Origin of the sequence: Paraburkholderia lebeckiae (assembly GCF_050436225.1) — a bacterium.
Taxonomy (GTDB): domain Bacteria; phylum Pseudomonadota; class Gammaproteobacteria; order Burkholderiales; family Burkholderiaceae; genus Paraburkholderia; species Paraburkholderia tuberum.
This window is the reverse complement of the sequence record NZ_JBNDLU010000002.1, coordinates 3,228,673-3,245,414: the sequence shown is the minus strand read 5'-3', so window position 1 is coordinate 3,245,414 and position 16,742 is coordinate 3,228,673. Positions and strand designations below refer to the sequence as shown.

The 16,742-nt window shown below is 65.5% G+C and carries 12 protein-coding genes; 9 read left to right on the top strand and 3 right to left on the bottom strand.

The genetic code is table 11. The features are described 5' to 3' along the window. The first annotated feature begins 559 nt into the window (after positions 1–559). From OKW45_RS29540 to OKW45_RS29525, 4 genes are all read left to right on the top strand, one after another. A complete protein-coding gene (locus OKW45_RS29540; RefSeq protein WP_429472679.1) occupies positions 560–1,453 on the top strand; it encodes a LysR family transcriptional regulator in 894 nt (297 codons plus the stop codon). A 245-nt stretch (positions 1,454–1,698) separates the two neighbouring features. Further along, complete coding sequence (locus OKW45_RS29535) at positions 1,699–2,715, top strand: hydroxymethylglutaryl-CoA lyase (RefSeq protein ID WP_429472678.1); 1,017 nt, start codon at positions 1,699–1,701, stop codon at positions 2,713–2,715. Continuing rightward, entirely contained in the window at positions 2,712–3,959 is a 1,248-nt protein-coding gene (locus OKW45_RS29530) for a CaiB/BaiF CoA transferase family protein (protein WP_429472677.1), read from the top strand. The genes OKW45_RS29535 and OKW45_RS29530 overlap by 4 nt, the downstream gene beginning before the upstream one ends. A gap of 61 nt (positions 3,960–4,020) precedes the next feature. Further along, on the top strand, positions 4,021–5,523 hold the full coding sequence (locus OKW45_RS29525; protein WP_429472676.1) for an MFS transporter: 1,503 nt from the start codon (positions 4,021–4,023) through the stop codon (positions 5,521–5,523). 186 nt (positions 5,524–5,709) lie between these two features. Here OKW45_RS29525 and OKW45_RS29520 read toward each other — a convergent pair whose 3' ends face one another. Next, a complete protein-coding gene (locus OKW45_RS29520) occupies positions 5,710–5,859 on the bottom strand; it encodes a hypothetical protein (RefSeq protein ID WP_018419568.1) in 150 nt (49 codons plus the stop codon). An 878-nt stretch (positions 5,860–6,737) separates the two neighbouring features. Here OKW45_RS29520 and OKW45_RS29515 point away from each other — a divergent pair. From OKW45_RS29515 to OKW45_RS29495, 5 genes are all read left to right on the top strand, one after another. Then, a complete protein-coding gene (locus OKW45_RS29515) occupies positions 6,738–7,733 on the top strand; it encodes a helix-turn-helix domain-containing protein (RefSeq protein WP_026225620.1) in 996 nt (331 codons plus the stop codon). Positions 7,734–7,823: 90 nt separating this feature from the next. Beyond that, positions 7,824–9,425: a sugar phosphate nucleotidyltransferase gene (locus OKW45_RS29510; RefSeq protein WP_429472675.1), complete on the top strand. Its 1,602-nt coding sequence runs from the start codon at positions 7,824–7,826 to the stop codon at positions 9,423–9,425. A gap of 55 nt (positions 9,426–9,480) precedes the next feature. Then, on the top strand, positions 9,481–10,866 hold the full coding sequence (locus OKW45_RS29505; protein ID WP_429472674.1) for an undecaprenyl-phosphate glucose phosphotransferase: 1,386 nt from the start codon (positions 9,481–9,483) through the stop codon (positions 10,864–10,866). A gap of 40 nt (positions 10,867–10,906) precedes the next feature. Then, positions 10,907–12,046 carry a polysaccharide biosynthesis/export family protein gene (locus OKW45_RS29500; protein WP_429472673.1) on the top strand — a complete coding sequence of 380 codons (1,140 nt, stop codon included), beginning with the start codon at positions 10,907–10,909 and terminating at the stop codon, positions 12,044–12,046. Positions 12,047–12,095: 49 nt separating this feature from the next. Continuing rightward, on the top strand, positions 12,096–14,339 hold the full coding sequence (locus OKW45_RS29495; protein ID WP_429472672.1) for a polysaccharide biosynthesis tyrosine autokinase: 2,244 nt from the start codon (positions 12,096–12,098) through the stop codon (positions 14,337–14,339). 94 nt (positions 14,340–14,433) lie between these two features. Here the strand turns inward: OKW45_RS29495 and OKW45_RS29490 are convergent, their stop codons facing one another. Then, positions 14,434–15,903 carry a hypothetical protein gene (locus OKW45_RS29490; protein WP_429472671.1) on the bottom strand — a complete coding sequence of 490 codons (1,470 nt, stop codon included), beginning with the start codon at positions 15,901–15,903 and terminating at the stop codon, positions 14,434–14,436. A gap of 83 nt (positions 15,904–15,986) precedes the next feature. Beyond that, a complete protein-coding gene (locus OKW45_RS29485; protein ID WP_429472670.1) occupies positions 15,987–16,610 on the bottom strand; it encodes a hypothetical protein in 624 nt (207 codons plus the stop codon). Between the last annotated feature and the right edge of the window lie 132 nt (positions 16,611–16,742).

The following is a 16,742-nucleotide window of genomic DNA, read 5'->3' as shown; positions in this document are numbered from 1 at the left end:
TCCATGCGTAACGCCTCAATCAGATCGCGCTGATGCTCGCACATGCCATCATGCCCCGCTACGGTGGGGCTTTTTTCGGTCGTCTCCGCAAAGCCGGGTCACGCAAACCGGCGCCACCATCGAGGAATAGAGTTATGGATAAACAAACGTTTAGCACAGGCACTCAGCGCCTGGTTGTTCTGTACCCTGCTTCTTCCGACCGCCTACGCAGAAGGGTCGATTAGCTTTCAACGATATCATCGTGACTCTTGTAATCGATACTAAAACCGAGTTTTTTGATAGCCACGGTCGGCAAATAACGGGCAGCGAACTACGTGGAACCACTTCAATTGCGGAAACGCTGGACTCTATCGAAGTCGCGCCACCCGAAGCACAATAGGTTCGAAGCTTCGAATCGTACTACTGCAATAGCCGACCTGCTTTGCGGGGCTTTCCATTTGAGCGCCAAGCGTGGGAATTGTCGAAAATCTCCGAAACCGCAAGCGCCAGAAATCCCTCCACAGTTTTCAACGATCAACCATAATTTCCCCCACCCCCAACCCACGAATCCGCTTCGCCGATGTGGCAAATCGATCAGGTGACGCTGCGCTTGTTCATCGCCGTGTGCGAGGAAGGCACGATCGCGCGCGCGGCCGAGCGTGAGTTCATCGCGCCGTCGGCGGTCAGCAAGCGGCTCGCCGATCTCGAAGCGCTCGTCGATGTCGCGTTGCTGTCGCGCAGCCAGCGCGGCGTGCGCGCGACCGCCGCCGGCGAAGCGCTGTTGCGCCACGCGCGGCTCATCATGCGCGGCCACGAACGCCTGCAGGCCGAGCTCAGCGAATACGCGGCCGGCGCGCGTGGGCATGTGCGCGTGCTCGCCAACGTGTCGTCGATGGTGGAGTTTTTGCCCGAGGCGTTGTCGGCGTTTCTTCAGGCGAATCCTGCGATTCGCGTCGACGTCGAGGAGCGCGTCAGCGCGGACATCGTGCGCGGGCTCGAAGAGGGCATCGCCGATCTGGGCGTCTGCCGCGATACCGTGCCGCTCGGCAGTCTCGACACGTTGCCGTATCGCGCCGACCATCTCGCGCTGATCGTGCCGCGCACGCACCCGCTCGCGGGCGAGACGCAGATCGGCTTCGAGCAGACGCTCGGGTTCGATCATCTGGGGCTCGCATCGAACGCGTCGGTCAATGCGCTGATGCAGCGCATCGCGCTGGAGAAGGGCAGCGAGTTGAATTACCGCACCTTTGTATCGACGTTCGATGCCGCCTATCGCTTCATCCAGGCGGGTCTCGCGGTCGCGATCCTGCCGCGCGAGGCGCTGCCGCGCCATGCGGCCGACGAGTACGGCATCGTCGCCGTGCCGTTGCGCGAGGCTTGGGCCGAGCGGCGCTTCGTCATCTGCATGCGCGATCGCGCGGCGTTGACTCTGGCGGCCGCGCGTTTGCTCGAGCATCTGCTGGGCGCGATGTAAGACGGGCGACGCACCTCGTCACCCGCGCCTTCGCCACCTCCACAGACAAACCCCTAGGCATTTCACCCAGGCGAGCGTCAAAGCCCGCCCCATCGGCCTGAGCGGCCATCGCGAGCGGCGATGGTGTGCTTCGTCAAAGCAGACTTTGCCGCGCGTCGTCACGCGGGCACGCTGTGATCCAGTTAGCGCATCACTTCCATTCCACGGGCTTCTGATGCCCGCGTCCACGACCAGGACTCCAGCCAATGAATGAAACCCGCGAGCGCGTCGTCGTGACCGAAGTCGGTCTGCGCGACGGTCTGCAAAGCATTGCCCGCATCATGTCCACCGACGACAAGCGGCGCTGGATCGACGCCGCCTACGCGGCCGGCGTACGCCACATGGAAGTCGCCTCGTTCGTGCCGGCGAAGCTGCTGCCGCAAATGGCGGACGCCGCCGACGTGGTCGCCCACGCCCGTAGCTACGACGATCTCAGCGTGACCGCGCTCGTGCCGAACCTGAAAGGCGCGCGGCACGCGCTCGAGGCTGGCGTAGAGCGCATCGTCGCGCCGATTTCGGTGAGCGCCGCGCATAGCGCCGCGAACGTGCGCAAGACACCCGCCGAGATGATCGACGCGTTCGCCGCGATGCGTGAGCTGATCGATGGCGCGTCCCCGGCAGGCGGGCGCCGCGTCGAGTTGATCGCCGGTTTGTCGACGGTGTTCGGCTGCACGCTGCAGGGCGCCGTGCCGTACGCGGATATCGCCGCGATCGCGCGCGCCGCGGTGCAGGCCGGCGCCGACGTAATCGCGCTCGGCGATACGACCGGCGAAGCGACGCCGCGTCAGGTCGGCGAGGTCATCGAGCTGGTGCGCGACATCGCGGGCGACAGGCTGCGCTCGCTGCATTTCCACGACACGCGCGGCCTCGCGCTCGCCAATACGCTGGTCGCGCTGCAGCACGGGATCCGCGAGTTCGATGCGTCGCTGGCTGGTCTCGGCGGCTGTCCGCATGCGCCGGGCGCAACCGGCAACGTCAATACCGAAGACCTCGTGTTCATGCTCCACAGCATGGGCTACGACACCGGTATCGACATCGCGCGGCTACTCGCATCGCGCGCGGTGCTGGCGCAAGCGCTGCCGGGCGAGCCGCTGTACGGCTATCTCGCGCGAGCGGGATTGCCGAAACAGTTCGCGCACGCGCAAGCGGTCGCGCGCGACTCCGCCAGCGACGCCGAATCTTTGCGTTGTCCCCATTCTTCTGTTCCGCAGGTGCCGCAATGACTCCGCTTTCCTCCGCTACTTCAGCTTCGTCGTCGACGTCCACGCCGCAACCGGGTACCTTGCCGCTCGCTGGCATCCGCGTGATCGAGTTGTCGCATATGGTGATGGGTCCGACCTGCGGCATGATTCTCGGCGACCTCGGCGCCGAAGTGATCAAGGTCGAGCCGCCGCGCGGCGACAGCACGCGCCGGCTGCTCGGCACCGGCGCGGGCTTTTTCCGCACCTTCAATCGCAACAAGAAGAGCGTCGCGCTCGATCTCGGGAGTGAAGCCGGTCTCGCCGCGCTGAAGCAACTCGTCGATAGCGCCGACGTCTTCGTCGAAAACTTCAAGCCCGGCCGCATGGCGAGTCTCGGCCTCGATTACGCGACGTTGCGCGAGCGCAATCCGCGGCTGATTTACGTGTCCCACAAGGGCTTTCTCAATGGTCCGTACGAACATCGTCTGGCGCTCGACGAAGTCGTGCAGATGATGGCGGGCCTCGCGTACATGACCGGTCCGGTGGGCCGTCCGCTACGCGCGGGCAGCTCGGTCAACGACATCATGGGCGGCATGTTCGGCGCGATCGGCGTGCTGGCGGCGCTGCACGAGCGGCACGCGAGCGGCCGCGGCAAGGAGGTGCAGAGCGCGCTGTTCGAGAACTGCGTGCTGCTCTCGGCGCAGCACATGCAGCAGTTCGCGGCGACCGGCGTGGCCGCCGCGCCGATGCCCGAGCGCATCAGCGCCTGGGCCGTCTACGACGTGTTTACGCTCGCGCACGGCGAGCAGATGTTCATCGCCGCGACCGGCGACGCGCAGTGGCGCGCGCTGTGCGCGATTCTCGAACGCGACGATCTGCTCGCCGATGCGCGCCTCGCGACCAACAACGACCGTGTGCTCGCGCGCGGCTGGCTGCTGCAGACGCTCGGCGAAAGCCTGAGCCGTTTCGACGGCGCGACGCTCGTGCCGCTGTTCGAGCGCAATCACATTCCGTTCGCGTCGATCACGAAGCCCGAGGAGTTGTTCGACGATCCGCACCTGAACGCGAGCGGCGGCCTGGTGCCGCTGACGCTCGACGACGGCAGCGAAACCGCGATGCCGTTGCTGCCGATTTCGCTCGACGGTGCGCGTCTCGGGCCGCGTCGGCCGATCGCGAAGATCGGCGAGCACACCGTCGAGGTGCTGCGCGAACTCGGGTTCGACGACGCGCGGATCGCGGAGCTCGGCGGTGGCGTGGAATCGCGCGCGCCGCGCGCGGCTGCATGAGCGTCGTGCCGCGCTTGACCCGGTGCAGCGGGCAATAGACCAATAATTCTGGAGACAGACGATGAAATCGTCGAATCAGGCGATGTACGCAACGGCGCTCGGCGATGCCGGCGCGCTCGACGGCTCACCCACGGACGCGGGCGCGGATGCAGCAGGCTCGGACCGCGCCGGCGCGATCGCGCTCGACGGCGCGCGCATTTCCGCGCGGCTCGACCGGCTACCCGCGACCCGCACGATCTGGCAGCTCGTGATGCTGCTGAGCTTCGGCATGTTCTTCGAACTCTACGACCTGATGTACTCCGGCTATATCGCGCCGGGACTCGTGCACAGCGGCCTGCTGACGGCCACGACGCGCGGCCTGTTCGGCACGAGTGGCGTCGCGAGTTTCATCGCCGCGCTGTTCGCGGGCCTGTTCATCGGCACGGCGGCCTGCGGCTTTCTCGCCGACCGCTTCGGCCGGCGCGCGATCTTCACCTGGTCGCTGCTGTGGTACACGGCGGCCAACGTCGTGATGGCGTTCCAGCACACGGCGCTCGGATTGAACTGCTGGCGCTTTATCGCGGGAATCGGCATCGGCGTCGAGATCGTCACGATCGGCACGTATATTTCCGAACTCGTGCCGAAGCACATTCGCGGGCGCGCTTCGGCGTGCTCGCAGGCGGTCGGCTTCTGCGCGGTGCCGATCGTCGCGTTTCTGTCGTATCTGCTGGTGCCGCAACACGTGTTCGGCCTCGACGGCTGGCGTGTGGTCGTGCTGATCGGCGCGCTCGGCGCGATCGTGGTGTGGTGGATTCGCCGCGGCTTGCCGGAGAGCCCCCGCTGGCTCGCGCAAAAAGGCCGCCTCGACGAAGCCGACGCGGTGATGACGCGTCTCGAAGCACGCGTCGCACGCGAGTATCGGCGCCAATGCGGCCTGCCGTTGCCCGAGCCGGCGCTGCCTGAACCGGTGCGCGCGCGCGCGGCGTTTCGCGATCTGCTGGTGCCGCCGTATCGCAGGCGCACGCTGATGCTGATCATCTTTCACGTGTTCCAGACGATGGGCTACTACGGCTTCGCGAACTGGATTCCGACGCTGCTGATCAGGCAAGGCATCACGGTGACGACGAGTCTGATGTACGCGAGCATCATCGCGATCGCGGCGCCGCTCGGGCCGTTGCTGGGGCTACTGATCGCCGATCGCTTCGAGCGCAAGACCGTCATCGTCTGCATGGCGGCGGTCAACGTCGTGTGCGGACTCGCGTTCAGCCAGGCGCGGGAGACGGTGCTGCTCGTGAGTCTCGGCGTGTGCCTCGTGCTCGCGGGCAACATCATTTCATACAGCTATCACGCGTACCAGGCCGAACTGTTTCCGACCGGCATCCGCGCGCGCGCGGTCGGCTTTGTTTACTCGTGGAGCCGGATGTCGGCGATGTTCTCGGCGTTCGTGATCGCCGCCTGCCTCGGTCGCTTCGGCGTGAACGGTGTGTTCGTGTTCATCTCGGGGGCAATGGCGATCGTCATGGTCGCGATCGGTACGCTGGGACCGAAGACGCGCGATGTCGCGCTCGAGGATCTTTCGAAGTAGCTAGGGCCTGTTCACGCTAATAACGGGCTTCCCCTGTTTTAAAAAAACCTTCAAGGGGCTGGCCGCCAGAAGGGCCGATCGCCGCGTCATGCTCCTTGCGAATACGTCGAGTATTCGTTGCGTCGCAATCCTTGCGCTCGGCCCTTCTGGCGGCCAGCGCAAGCCCGTTATTAGCGTGAACAGGCCCTAGGAGTCCTGGCGAGTCTCGTCGTTGCTCGAAAGCCGGTCCGATACGCTGCCGAGCAGCAGCGCGAGCAGCACCACGCCGATCATTGCGAACAGGAACCCGCCGATCATCGTGGCAAGTATCAGCGTGATCCATGAAATGCCGTTCATGTGTGCGGTTCCAGCGCGTTTCTCGGGGGCATCGTAACCCGTTCAGAACCACTTCTATGTGCGCTTGCCCGCCGTAAACCTGTCAGGCGACGCCGAACTATCGTCGCGTCGTGCCATTGCGCGGCGCGTTCTCGACGGGTGTCACAGTCGTTGCATAGGGATGGCAGACTTCGTTCGCTGTCCCCAACCCCCTTTGCGGAAACCTCGCAGTCCATTTCCGCAATCGGTTGGCGGAAATGCACCCGCTCGCACCCGACTTATTCCGTCATTGGCTCATCTATTGCAGGGGCGCTAAAGTCGTCCGATATCCGTGTTTCAGGTTTGAAACGTTAATCGCCACGTTTATATTCCCGCCATCAATAAAAATAGATTAAATAATCTGTTCTGGCGCGTTGAGTGCTTGCATTGGACGGCGGAAGGGGTCGGTTGCGCGGCGCTTGCGCGGGTCGACAGGGGAAGTTGTCGATGCAGCCGGGCACGCTTGGTAGGGGCGGGGGGTGTTCCACTCATCAATAGCCAATTACGGCAAAAATCTCTTTTAAAATACGCCTCCGTGGGTACATAAGGCGGAGACACGCCGTTTTTCGAGTAGCCCCGCAGTGTGCGCTGGCGTACGCATTCATTTTCTAAATTGCCTTAAGATTTGCGAGTGCATATTCAACCATATGCGGTTAGACGATTAATCCATTGAAAAGACGGTCATTTCGGCATTGTGCCGAATTGCACTGGCCGATCACGTAGTCCTAGCGCCAATATGTCTGCACTTTCGGACATGGCGGCGGAGCGCCGGAGGCCGTCGCTATGATGCACTGCGCGGGGTTCGCATTGTGCGTGATCGTAAAAGGTGTAGTAGATCGTTTTCTGTCGAGAGGATGACTATGACCTGCGCGAGTCTCGAGTCTGCAATGCTGCGCTGGGTGCATGCTCCGAACAAGGGCGTGCGTCGTGTCGCGATTCTGTTGTTCAACGACTGCTCGCTGCAAGGGGCGGGCGTGATCGCCGAGGTGTTCCAGGCTGCCAACGAACTCGCCACTTCCGGTTCGGGCGCATGGCTGTACGACGTATCGTTCTTGTCCGCCGGCGGCGGCATGGTGACTTCGTCGTCGGGTTTGCGCGTATGGACCGACGGACTCGACGCGCGCCATTACGCCGGCTTCGACGCGCTCTATGTGGCGGGCGGCAAGGGCGCGGCGTCGGCGGCGCGCGATGAGCGTCTGCTTGGTTGGCTGCGGCGCGTGCGTCGCAACACCGCGATGATCCGGCCGATCGCCGAAGGACGCGCGGTGCTCGACGCGGCGGCCCTGCCCGAGGACAAGGACGGGAGCGACCCGCACCAGCCGGCCTTGGCCAGAAATGGCGCGGGCTCGGCGGAGCAGGGCGTCGTCGACCTTAACGACCGGCTGGAATCGATGCGCAGCGCGCTCGCGATGATCAAGCGCGATCTGGGCAACGCGACCGCGCGCTCGGCTGCCGAGCGGCTGCTGTCCGACTCGTGCACGAACCTCGCGCCGCTGCTCGGCGAGGACGGCGGCATGAGTCCCGGCGACAAGGTTCGCGCGGCGGCGCGCTGGCTGCAGGAAAACTGCCAGCAGGCGATTTCGATTGCGGATGCCGCGCAGTTCGCGGCGATGAGCGAGCGCAACTTTCTGCGCCGCTTCAAGATGGAAATGGGTATCACGCCGTCGAGTTTCCTGTTGCACGAGCGCCTCGCGGTGACGTGCAGCCTGTTGACCGAATCGGAATTGCCGGTCGACAAGATCGCCCGGCGCACCGGGATGGGCAACGGCGACCGGCTCGCGAAAGTGTTTCGCAAGCGGATGAGGATTTCGCCGACCGAGTTCAGGATTCAAAGCCGCCGTATGGCAGGCGAGTAGCACCGACGGAGCCAGCCCGGTAACCGCGCGTGAAAGGCGGGGACTGGTCCGTTGTTCGTCGTACCTTGCAGATCGAAAAGGATTCCCGATATGTTGACGCAGGCAGGTGTGAGCGCCCGATCCGTCGAGCCGAACGGCGCAAGCGCCGGGGTTGCTGGCGCGCGCTGCGCGCACATCGTCCCCGTCATTCTCGCGGGCGGCTCGGGCACGCGGCTTTGGCCGGTGTCGCGCGAGAACTTCCCGAAGCAGCTGATCGACGTGGTCGGCTCCGACTCGCTGCTGCAGGCGACCGCGCGGCGGCTCGAGGGCTTCCCGGCGGGCTGGAGCGTCGACGCTTCGCCGATCGTCGTGTGCGGCGAGGAGCATCGCTTCGTGATCGCCGAACAGTTGCATGAAAACGGCGTCGACGCGCGTCTGATCGTCGAGCCTGCGCGCCGCGACACGGCGCCTGCGCTGACGCTCGCGGCATCGCTCGCGTGCGCGGCCGGCGACGACGCGATCCTGATCGTGATGCCGGCCGACCACGCGATCGCGGACGTGCCTGCCCTGCAGCGCGCGCTAGCGTGCGCGGCGCACCACGCGAGCGAGGGCGCGATTGCGACGCTCGGTGTGCCGCCGACGCGTCCCGACACCGGCTTCGGCTATATCCGTATCGGCGCGGCATTGGCCGCTGGCGGCCACGCGATCGACGGTTTCGTCGAGAAGCCCGCCGAGGAAATCGCAAGGCAATACCTGACGGCGGGCACCTACTGGTGGAATAGCGGCATCTTCATCGTGCGTGCGCGCGTGTGGCTCGACACGCTCGCGGCGCTGCGGCCCGACATGCATGCGCCGTGCGCAACCTCGTTCGCGAGCGGCAAGCAGGACGGCGACGTATTCCGGCCATCGCACGACGCGTTCCTCGACGCGCCCGCCGATTCGATCGACTACGCGGTGATGGAGCGTTTGACCGAACCGCCGCCGGCGCAAGACGACAGCGCGAGCAACGTCGAAGCGCAAGGCGCGCCACAGAACGATATGCAAGCTCAAAGTCGAGCCGCGGTCATTCCGCCCGGCGTCGTGATCCCGCTCGAAGCCGGCTGGTCCGACCTCGGCTCATGGGACGCGGTATGGGCCGCGATGGAGAAGGACCCGAACGGCAACGCCGGGCGCGGCCGCGTGACGTTCGAAGGCGCGGTGTCCTGCTATGCGCACTCGGAAGGGCGGCTCGTCGCGTGCGTCGGCACCGCGAACGTCGTCGTGGTCGAGACCGCCGACGCGGTGCTCGTGGTGGATCGCTCGCATGTGCAGGACGTCAAGGGGCTCGTGTCGCGCATCAAGGCGCAGCACGCGCCGGAGGCCGACGCGCATCGCAAGGTGCGGCGCCCGTGGGGCTTCTACGACTCGATCGATCGCGGCGAGCGCTTCCAGGTCAAGCGCATCGTCGTGACGCCCGGCGCAAAGCTGTCGCTGCAACTCCATCATCATCGCGCTGAGCATTGGGTGGTCGTGCGCGGCACCGCGCTCGTCACGCGCGGCGAAGAGCAGTTCCTGCTCAGCGAAAACGAATCGACCTACATTCCGCTCGGCACGCGTCACCGGCTCGAAAACCCCGGCAGGGTGCCGCTCGAAATCATCGAAATCCAGTCGGGTACCTATCTCGGCGAAGACGACATCGTGAGGTTTGACGACAACTACGGCCGCTGCCCATAGGCAGCCCATGCACGCCCCTTTTTGCGTACAGGAACGGCAGAACGAGGTAAGTGAAATGCGCAAGTTTCAGGATCTGCTCGCGCGGATTTTCGATGTCGCTCTGGTATTGGCGGGTGCGACCGTGGCGTCGCGGATCCGCTTTGATTATCTCGGGCAGTCGGGTTTCTACTGGGCGCTGGTGATGTTTTCGGCTGCGTTCGCGCTCGCGATCTTCCCCGCGTTCGGCGTCTATGAGTCATGGCGCGGCCGCTCGAAGCTCGGGCTCGCCGGTCAGGTGTCGCTCGCGTGGCTGATCGTGCAGGCCTGCGCGCTCGTGCTGATGTACTCGCTGCATCGCATCGATATCGTGTCGCGGCTGTGGTTCTCGTACTGGACCGCGACGACGGGTGGCATGCTGATCGCGAATCGGGTGATCACGCACGCGGTGCTCGCGCGGGCGCGCGGCGCGGGTATGAACCTGCATCAGGTGGCGATCGTCGGCAGCGGTTCGCAGTGCGATGCGCTCCTGCGCCGCATCGAGTCGGCGCCGACCGCGGGCTTTCGCGCGACCGCCGTCTACAACACGCGCCCGGACGACTCCGGCGTGACGAAACCGAGCGTGCCGGTGTTCGATCGCGTGGATCTGCTGGCCGACTACATCCGCTCCAACGACGTGCACGAGCTATGGCTGATGCTGTCGCTGTCCGAGGAGCCGCTGATCTGCGCGCTGATCGACGAGTTCCGCGACGACCTCGTGAATATCCGCTTCATGCCGGACGTGCGCAGCCATGCGCTGTTCGAAGGCAGTGGCGTGGTCGATCTGCTCGGCGTGCCGGCGATCAATCTGGTCGCCTCGCCGCTGTCGGCCAACGCGATGCTGAAAAAGGAAATCTTCGACCGGCTGTTCGCCGCGGCCGCGATCGTTGCCCTCGCGCCGCTGCTGCTTGGCATCGCGATCGCGGTCAAGCTCTCCTCGCGCGGACCGGTGCTGTTCAAACAGAAGCGCAAGGGCGCGGACGGCCGTGTGTTTACGATCTACAAGTTCCGCTCGATGCGGGTGCATACCGAAGCGAAGGGCACCTTGAGCCAGGCGACGCGCAACGACAAGCGCGTGACGAAAGTGGGCGCGTTTCTGCGTCGCACGAGCCTCGACGAACTGCCGCAATTTTTCAACGTGTTGCGTGGCGACATGTCGGTCGTAGGACCGCGTCCCCATGCGCTCGAGCACGACGACCTCTATCAGAAGGTGGTCGCGGGCTATATCAATCGCTACCGGATCAAACCGGGAATCACGGGCTGGGCGCAAATCAACGGCTTCCGTGGCGAAACCGACCGCATCGAGAAGATGGAGCGTCGCGTCGAACATGACCTGTACTACCTGGGTCACTGGTCGTTCGCACTCGACATGCGGATCATCGGCGCGACGATTGTCGCCGGACTGGTGCATCGAAACGCTTACTAGAAAGTCGATAACAACGCCTCGGGGCGAAGGAGTAAAGATCATGAGCTCACTTGGTTTTCGCACAGGAAGTCTTGTGGTTTTCGCAAGCGCAGCATTGCTTTCCGGATGTCAGATCGTACCGGGACAACGGATGATCACGCCTGCCGCGGTTCAGGACACGGGTGGCGAATTCAGTACCGAAGCCTCGCAGCAGAAGCAGATTCCGATTACCGATATCAATCTGGAACTGCTGAAGAAGATGAATGCCGACCAGACTGCCTCGGTGTTGCCGCCGACGACGACGGGTCTGTTCGGCAAGCCGGCCGTCTACAGGGTCGGCCCCGGAGACGTGCTGCAGATCGTCGTGTGGGATCACCCGGAACTCGCGGCCGCGCTGGGACAGCCGCCGACGACCTCGCGCCCTGCCGATGCAATTCCGGGCTTCCTGATCGACGAGAACGGCGACATCCAGTTTCCGTACGCGGGCAACCTGCACGTCGCCGGCAAGGACGTCGCGACGATCCAGCGCGAGCTGCATCAACGGCTGAGCAAGGTCTATCAGAAGCCCGAGGTGACGGTGCGCGTCGCGTCGTTTCGCAACGCGACGGTGTATATCGACGGCGAAGTGCGCACACCGGGCACGCAATCGATCAACGACATTCCGCTGTCGCTGACGAACGCGATCGGCCTGAGCGGCGGCTTCAACACGACCGCGGATCGCAGCCGGGTCGATCTGATCCGCGACGGCAAGACCTATAGGCTGAACATCGACGACCTCGTCAAGCGCGGCCGCAATCCGTCGGATATCTATCTGCAGCCGGGCGATACCGTGCGCGTGAACGCGCGCGAAGACAGCGGCGTCTACGTGATGGGCGAAGTCAACAAGCCGGCCACGGTGCTGCCGTTGCGCAATGGCTCGCTGACGCTGTCGCAGGCGATCTCCGACGGCGGCAGCTTCGACTCGAACACGGCCTCGGGGCAGCAGCTGTTCGTGATCCGCGATTCGACCAGCGACTCGCCGCAGATCTATCACCTCGATGCGACCTCGCCGGTGGCGATGCTGCTCGCGAACCAGTTCGAGCTGCAGCCGAAGGACATCGTGTACGTCGGTCAGGGCGGTCTGGTTCGCTTCAACCGTGTGTTGAACCTGCTGTTGCCTGCGATCAACGCGGCGGTGACGGGAGTCGTCGTGTCGAAGTGACGCATGCGTGACGCGATATCTGAACCGGCAGGCCTTGTTGGGTGAAAACATGGCAATCAATTACGAAAATCGTTACGCCGGCGTGTATGAACCGGGGCAGTCGCATCTGTCGGACTACGCGCGCACGATCGTGCGCGGTTGGCGCACGATCCTCACCGTGACGCTGATCGCGCTCGCGCTCGGTTGCGCGTACGCGTTCCTCACGCCGCCGGTCTATCGTTCGGACGTGCTGTTTCACGTCCAGGACAGGACGGCGAACGCGGTGAACGTCAATGCGAACGGCCGGGACGCGGCGGCGCCGCTTCCCGGCGCGTACGATTCGAAGCCGTCGACCGCGGCGCAGATCGAGCTTTTGAAGTCGCGTCTCGTCACCGAGGAGGCGGTCCGGGCGCTGCACCTCGACATCACGGCGAAGCCGCGTTATCTGCCGGTGATCGGCAGCAAGATCGCCGGCCTCGTGAATGGGCACTGGTGGTTCCGGCTGCCGTCGTTCGTCAACCTGCGCGGGTTCGCGTGGGGCAACGAGAGCATCGCGGTGTCGCGCTTCGACACGTCGAAGGACTTGTATGGCGAGAACTTCACGCTGATCGCGGGCGCCGGCAACACCTTCATGCTGCGCGATCCTCACGGCAGCGCGATCCTGTCGGGGCGCGTCGGCGAGACCGTGCAAACCGATACCGCGGTCGGCCCGGTCACGCTGCACGTCGACACACTGATCGGCGCGCCCGGCTCGCGTTTCGAGCTGACGCGCGCGTCGACGCTCGGCACGGTGGAGCGTCTGGCGAAGACGATGGTCGTGCAGGAAACGGCGGAGGACTCCGGCGTGATCCGCGTGAGTCTCGAAGGCGCCGATCCGGCGCTGACCGCGGCGATCGTCAACAACGTGGCGCGCCAGTTCGTGCGGCAGGATCTTGCGAGCCGTTCGACCGAATCCGACCATACGCTCGCGTATCTCGAACAGCAACTGCCCGACGCGCGCAAGGCGCTCGACGATGCGGAAGAGCGCTACGGCAAGTTCCGCAATACACATGGCACCGTCGATCTCGGTGAAGAAAGCAAGCTGCTGCTGCAGCAGATCGTCGACAACAAGACGAAGCTGCTCGATCTGCAGCAGCAGCGCGCGGAGCTGTTGCAGCGTTTTACGCCGAATCATCCGATGGTCGCCGCGCTCGATGCGCAGATCGCCGCGTTGCAGGGCGCGCAGAGCACGATGAACCACAGCGTCTCGACGATGCCCGACACCGAGCAGACCGCGCTGCGTCTGCAGCGCGACGTGCACGTGAACACCGATCTGTACACGAACCTGCTCAACAGCGTGCAGCGACTGCGGGTCGCGCAGGCGGGGCAGGTGGGCGGCGTGCGCGTGGTGGACTTCGCCGAAACGCCCGACGATCCGGTGTGGCCGAAGCGCATGCTGGTGATCCTGATCTCCCTCGGCGGCGGCCTCGCGCTCGGCTTGCTGCTGGTCCTCTTGCGGCGCGCGATGCGCGGCGGCGTGGAGCGCCCGGACGAACTCGAGGGGATGCTCGGCGTGCCGGTATTCGCGGTGGTGCCGCGCAGCCAGACGCAATTGCGCCTGCAGGAAAAAGTGTCGCTGCGCCAGCGCGGGCAGCATGTGCTGGCGCAACAGGCGCCCGAAGATATCGCGGTGGAAGGGGTGCGCAATCTGCGCACCTCGCTGCAGCTGTCGCTCGATCATGCGGCCAACAACGTCGTGATGATCACCGGCTCGCGGCCCGATGCGGGCAAGTCGTTCCTGTCGGTGAATCTGGCGACGCTGGTCGCGTCGGCGAACAAGCGCGTGCTGATCATCGACGCCGACATGCGACGCGGCGACGTGCATTCGCATTTCGGCATCAGCCATCGGCCGGGACTATCCGACGTGCTGTGCGGCGGCGATCTCGACGCGATGATCCAGCGCGACGTGCTGCCCAACCTCGACGTGCTCGCGAAAGGCACGCTGCCCTCGCACCCGGCCGAGCTGCTGATGAGCAAACGCTTCGAAGCGATGCTCGAGGTGCTGAAGCCGCAATACGACGTCGTGATCATCGACACGCCGCCGGTGCTCGCCGTGACCGACTCGACGCTGATCGGCAAATACGCGGCGACGACGCTGCTCGTCGTGCGGCATGGGCGTCAACCGCTGCATGAGATCGTCGAAACCACCAAACGACTGCGTAACGGTGGCGTTGGTCTGCGCGGCGTGCTGCTCACCGACGTGCCGCAGGAAGCGGCGTTCCTCGGCTCAGGGTATCAGGGCGGCTATTACGGCTACGACAGCATCGCCGGCTGACACTGCTGCCAGCCGCGCGTCTTTCGGGCGCCACGCGGGCGGGCGTGATCGACTGCACGCCCGTGCCGCCGTCCCGCGAGATACCTCGCAATCCTTAGTGATGACGCAGCAGATCGCGCAATTCGCGCGACTCTTCCGCCGTCGGTTGCATGGTTTGCCACGCCGACTCGTGCGACGCGAGCGCGACGAGCCGCTGCGCGGCCTTGCTGCTCGAATCGATCCGCAACGCTTCGTTGGCGTTGTGCGACGCGCACTCCCAACGTCCGACGTTGCCGCAGCCGCGCGCGAGACTCAGCAATGCGTCCCGTTGCTGCTCTAGCGTGCTCACCTGGGCGCGAATGCTGCGCGCGTCGCGATTGCCGGGCTGCGCGGTGATGACGGCGGCGAGGCGTGCTTTGGTCGCCGACAGATTGCCTCGTTGCAGATAGCCGTGCGCGGCTTTCAGATTGCGCTCGGCGTCGGCGCGCTGTTTGTCGGCTTGCGTGAGCGGGGCGGCCATCGTGTTGGTGCTGGCGTTGGTGTTGGTCGACGCGACCGCCGTGCCACGCGGCGTAGGCGCGGAGATGGCCGCGCCCGATGTCTTCGTTGACGCTACGGTGGGCGCGGTCGTGACGACCGGCGGTGTCGGTCGCGCTACGGTCGGCGCGGTCGCAACGACGGGCGTTGACGGTCGCGCTGGGACGGGCGCGGTCGCCACGACGGGCGGAGCCGATCGCGCTACGGCAGGCGCGGTCGTGAAGACCGGCGGTGTCGGTCGCGCAACGGTCGGCGTGGTCGCCACGATGGGCGTTGACGATGGCGCGACGGCGGGCACGGTCGCAACGACCTGCGTTGACGATGGCGCGACGGTCGGCGTGGTCGCCACGATAGGCGGGCTCGATCGCGCTACGGCAGGCGCGGTCGTGACGACCGGCGGTGACGATCGCGCTACGGTGGACGCGGTTGCCACGACGGGCGGTGCCGGTGGCGCGACGGGGGCCGCGTGCACGTTCGCCGGTTGTTGCCGCGCGACGACAACGGGACGAGGCGGTTGTGCGACGGTCGACGCGGGCTTCGGCGCCGCGGCAACCGACGGCGCCGCATTCTGCGCAACGTTCTGTGCAGGGGCTTGGCCAGGGTTGTCCGGGCGCACCGTGCCGAAGACCGTGAGCGGCGTGTCGACGCTCGCATCGTCGTCGTTGAGTAGAACGAAGCCGACGTACACGACGCCGAGCGTCGCGAGCGCGGCTGCGGCAAGCGCGAGCGGATGCCGCCGTCGACGCCCGCCTGGCTCGAACGTCGCTTCGTCGATCAGATCGTAGGGGCTCATCTTCGTTTGCGCGGAGCGTCGCGACGAACGGTCCGCAGGCAAGCTCGCGGCCGCTGGCAGCGGTTCGAGTTGCGTGCGCGATGCGCTCAGCGCCCGGGATCGCGCGGAGCGCTCGCCGGGCTTGTCGTCCGTATCGAACGAATCGAGCGGCAGCGCATGGCATGCGGGGCACGGCGAAAAGCGGCCCGACAGCGGCACGCCGCAGTATGCGCAGTGATGGAAAAATGGCTGGTCGGAGATCGTGTCGCGCGGCATGGCCGTGTCGCTCCACTGGCGCCGAAGGGCGGCGCCATCAAAAAGAATGAATGCAACGACGCCCGCAAGCGGCGTCGGCCGGACTACTGGACGACGTAACCGCGCGCCTGCATGCACGCGCCGTAGGCGGCCCAATAGCGGGTCATCGGCGGCTCGGGCGCGGGCAGGGGCGGCAGCTTCACGTTCGACGCCGCGTTGGCCTGCAGCGAAGCGGCCGCCCCATCCGACGCGCCGGGTGCCGCGGTCGCACTGGGGCCCGTTGCCGCTGCCGATGCGTTCGGCGGTGCATTCGCCGCCGCGGTGGCTGGCGCGCCTGGCGCGCTGGCGCCGGCCGCGGCTTCGTCCACCGGTTTCGCCGACGATGCGCCGCCAGGCGCTTGCGCGCCAGCCAACGGCGCGCTCGCGGCTTCGGGCGCGCTCGCGCTCCACGGCAGCGGCGTGGCTGAGAAGGAACTAGGCGGAAGCGGCGGCTTCGACGGTACGCCGGTCGACGCACCTTTGGCCGCGGGCGGCTGACGCGGTGGAATCTGCGACTCGTGGGCCATGTTGACCCCGGTCACGCGGTTCGCCTCGGCGTAGCACATCGCGTTGTCGATGCTGCGCTCGTAAGGGCTCTGACTTCGGATCGGATAGGTGACAGGCCGCCACGCGAACGCGGCAGTGCTCGTCACCAACAGCGTCAGTACGGTATATGTTCTAAATGCCATCGCAGTCACTCCCGCAGCGATGTCTCGCCTTTTTGTGTTTGATTTCGTGTCGTGCTTTCGTTCTGTGCTCGTTGCGCGTCGTGTTCGAGCTCGTTCTCATGCCTGGCGCTCGTGCTTCTGTCGCGGCCTGCC

Coding starts and splice junctions, on each gene's coding strand:
- OKW45_RS29530 (WP_429472677.1), top strand. CDS start 2,712: ATGACTCCGCTTTCCTCCGCTACTTCAGCTTCGTCGTCGACGTCCACG.
- OKW45_RS29495 (WP_429472672.1), top strand. CDS start 12,096: ATGGCAATCAATTACGAAAATCGTTACGCCGGCGTGTATGAACCGGGG.
- OKW45_RS29490 (WP_429472671.1), bottom strand. CDS start 15,903: ATGCCGCGCGACACGATCTCCGACCAGCCATTTTTCCATCACTGCGCA.
- OKW45_RS29520 (WP_018419568.1), bottom strand. CDS start 5,859: ATGAACGGCATTTCATGGATCACGCTGATACTTGCCACGATGATCGGC.
- OKW45_RS29540 (WP_429472679.1), top strand. CDS start 560: ATGTGGCAAATCGATCAGGTGACGCTGCGCTTGTTCATCGCCGTGTGC.
- OKW45_RS29535 (WP_429472678.1), top strand. CDS start 1,699: ATGAATGAAACCCGCGAGCGCGTCGTCGTGACCGAAGTCGGTCTGCGC.
- OKW45_RS29505 (WP_429472674.1), top strand. CDS start 9,481: ATGCGCAAGTTTCAGGATCTGCTCGCGCGGATTTTCGATGTCGCTCTG.
- OKW45_RS29525 (WP_429472676.1), top strand. CDS start 4,021: ATGAAATCGTCGAATCAGGCGATGTACGCAACGGCGCTCGGCGATGCC.
- OKW45_RS29500 (WP_429472673.1), top strand. CDS start 10,907: ATGAGCTCACTTGGTTTTCGCACAGGAAGTCTTGTGGTTTTCGCAAGC.
- OKW45_RS29510 (WP_429472675.1), top strand. CDS start 7,824: ATGTTGACGCAGGCAGGTGTGAGCGCCCGATCCGTCGAGCCGAACGGC.
- OKW45_RS29485 (WP_429472670.1), bottom strand. CDS start 16,610: ATGGCATTTAGAACATATACCGTACTGACGCTGTTGGTGACGAGCACT.
- OKW45_RS29515 (WP_026225620.1), top strand. CDS start 6,738: ATGACCTGCGCGAGTCTCGAGTCTGCAATGCTGCGCTGGGTGCATGCT.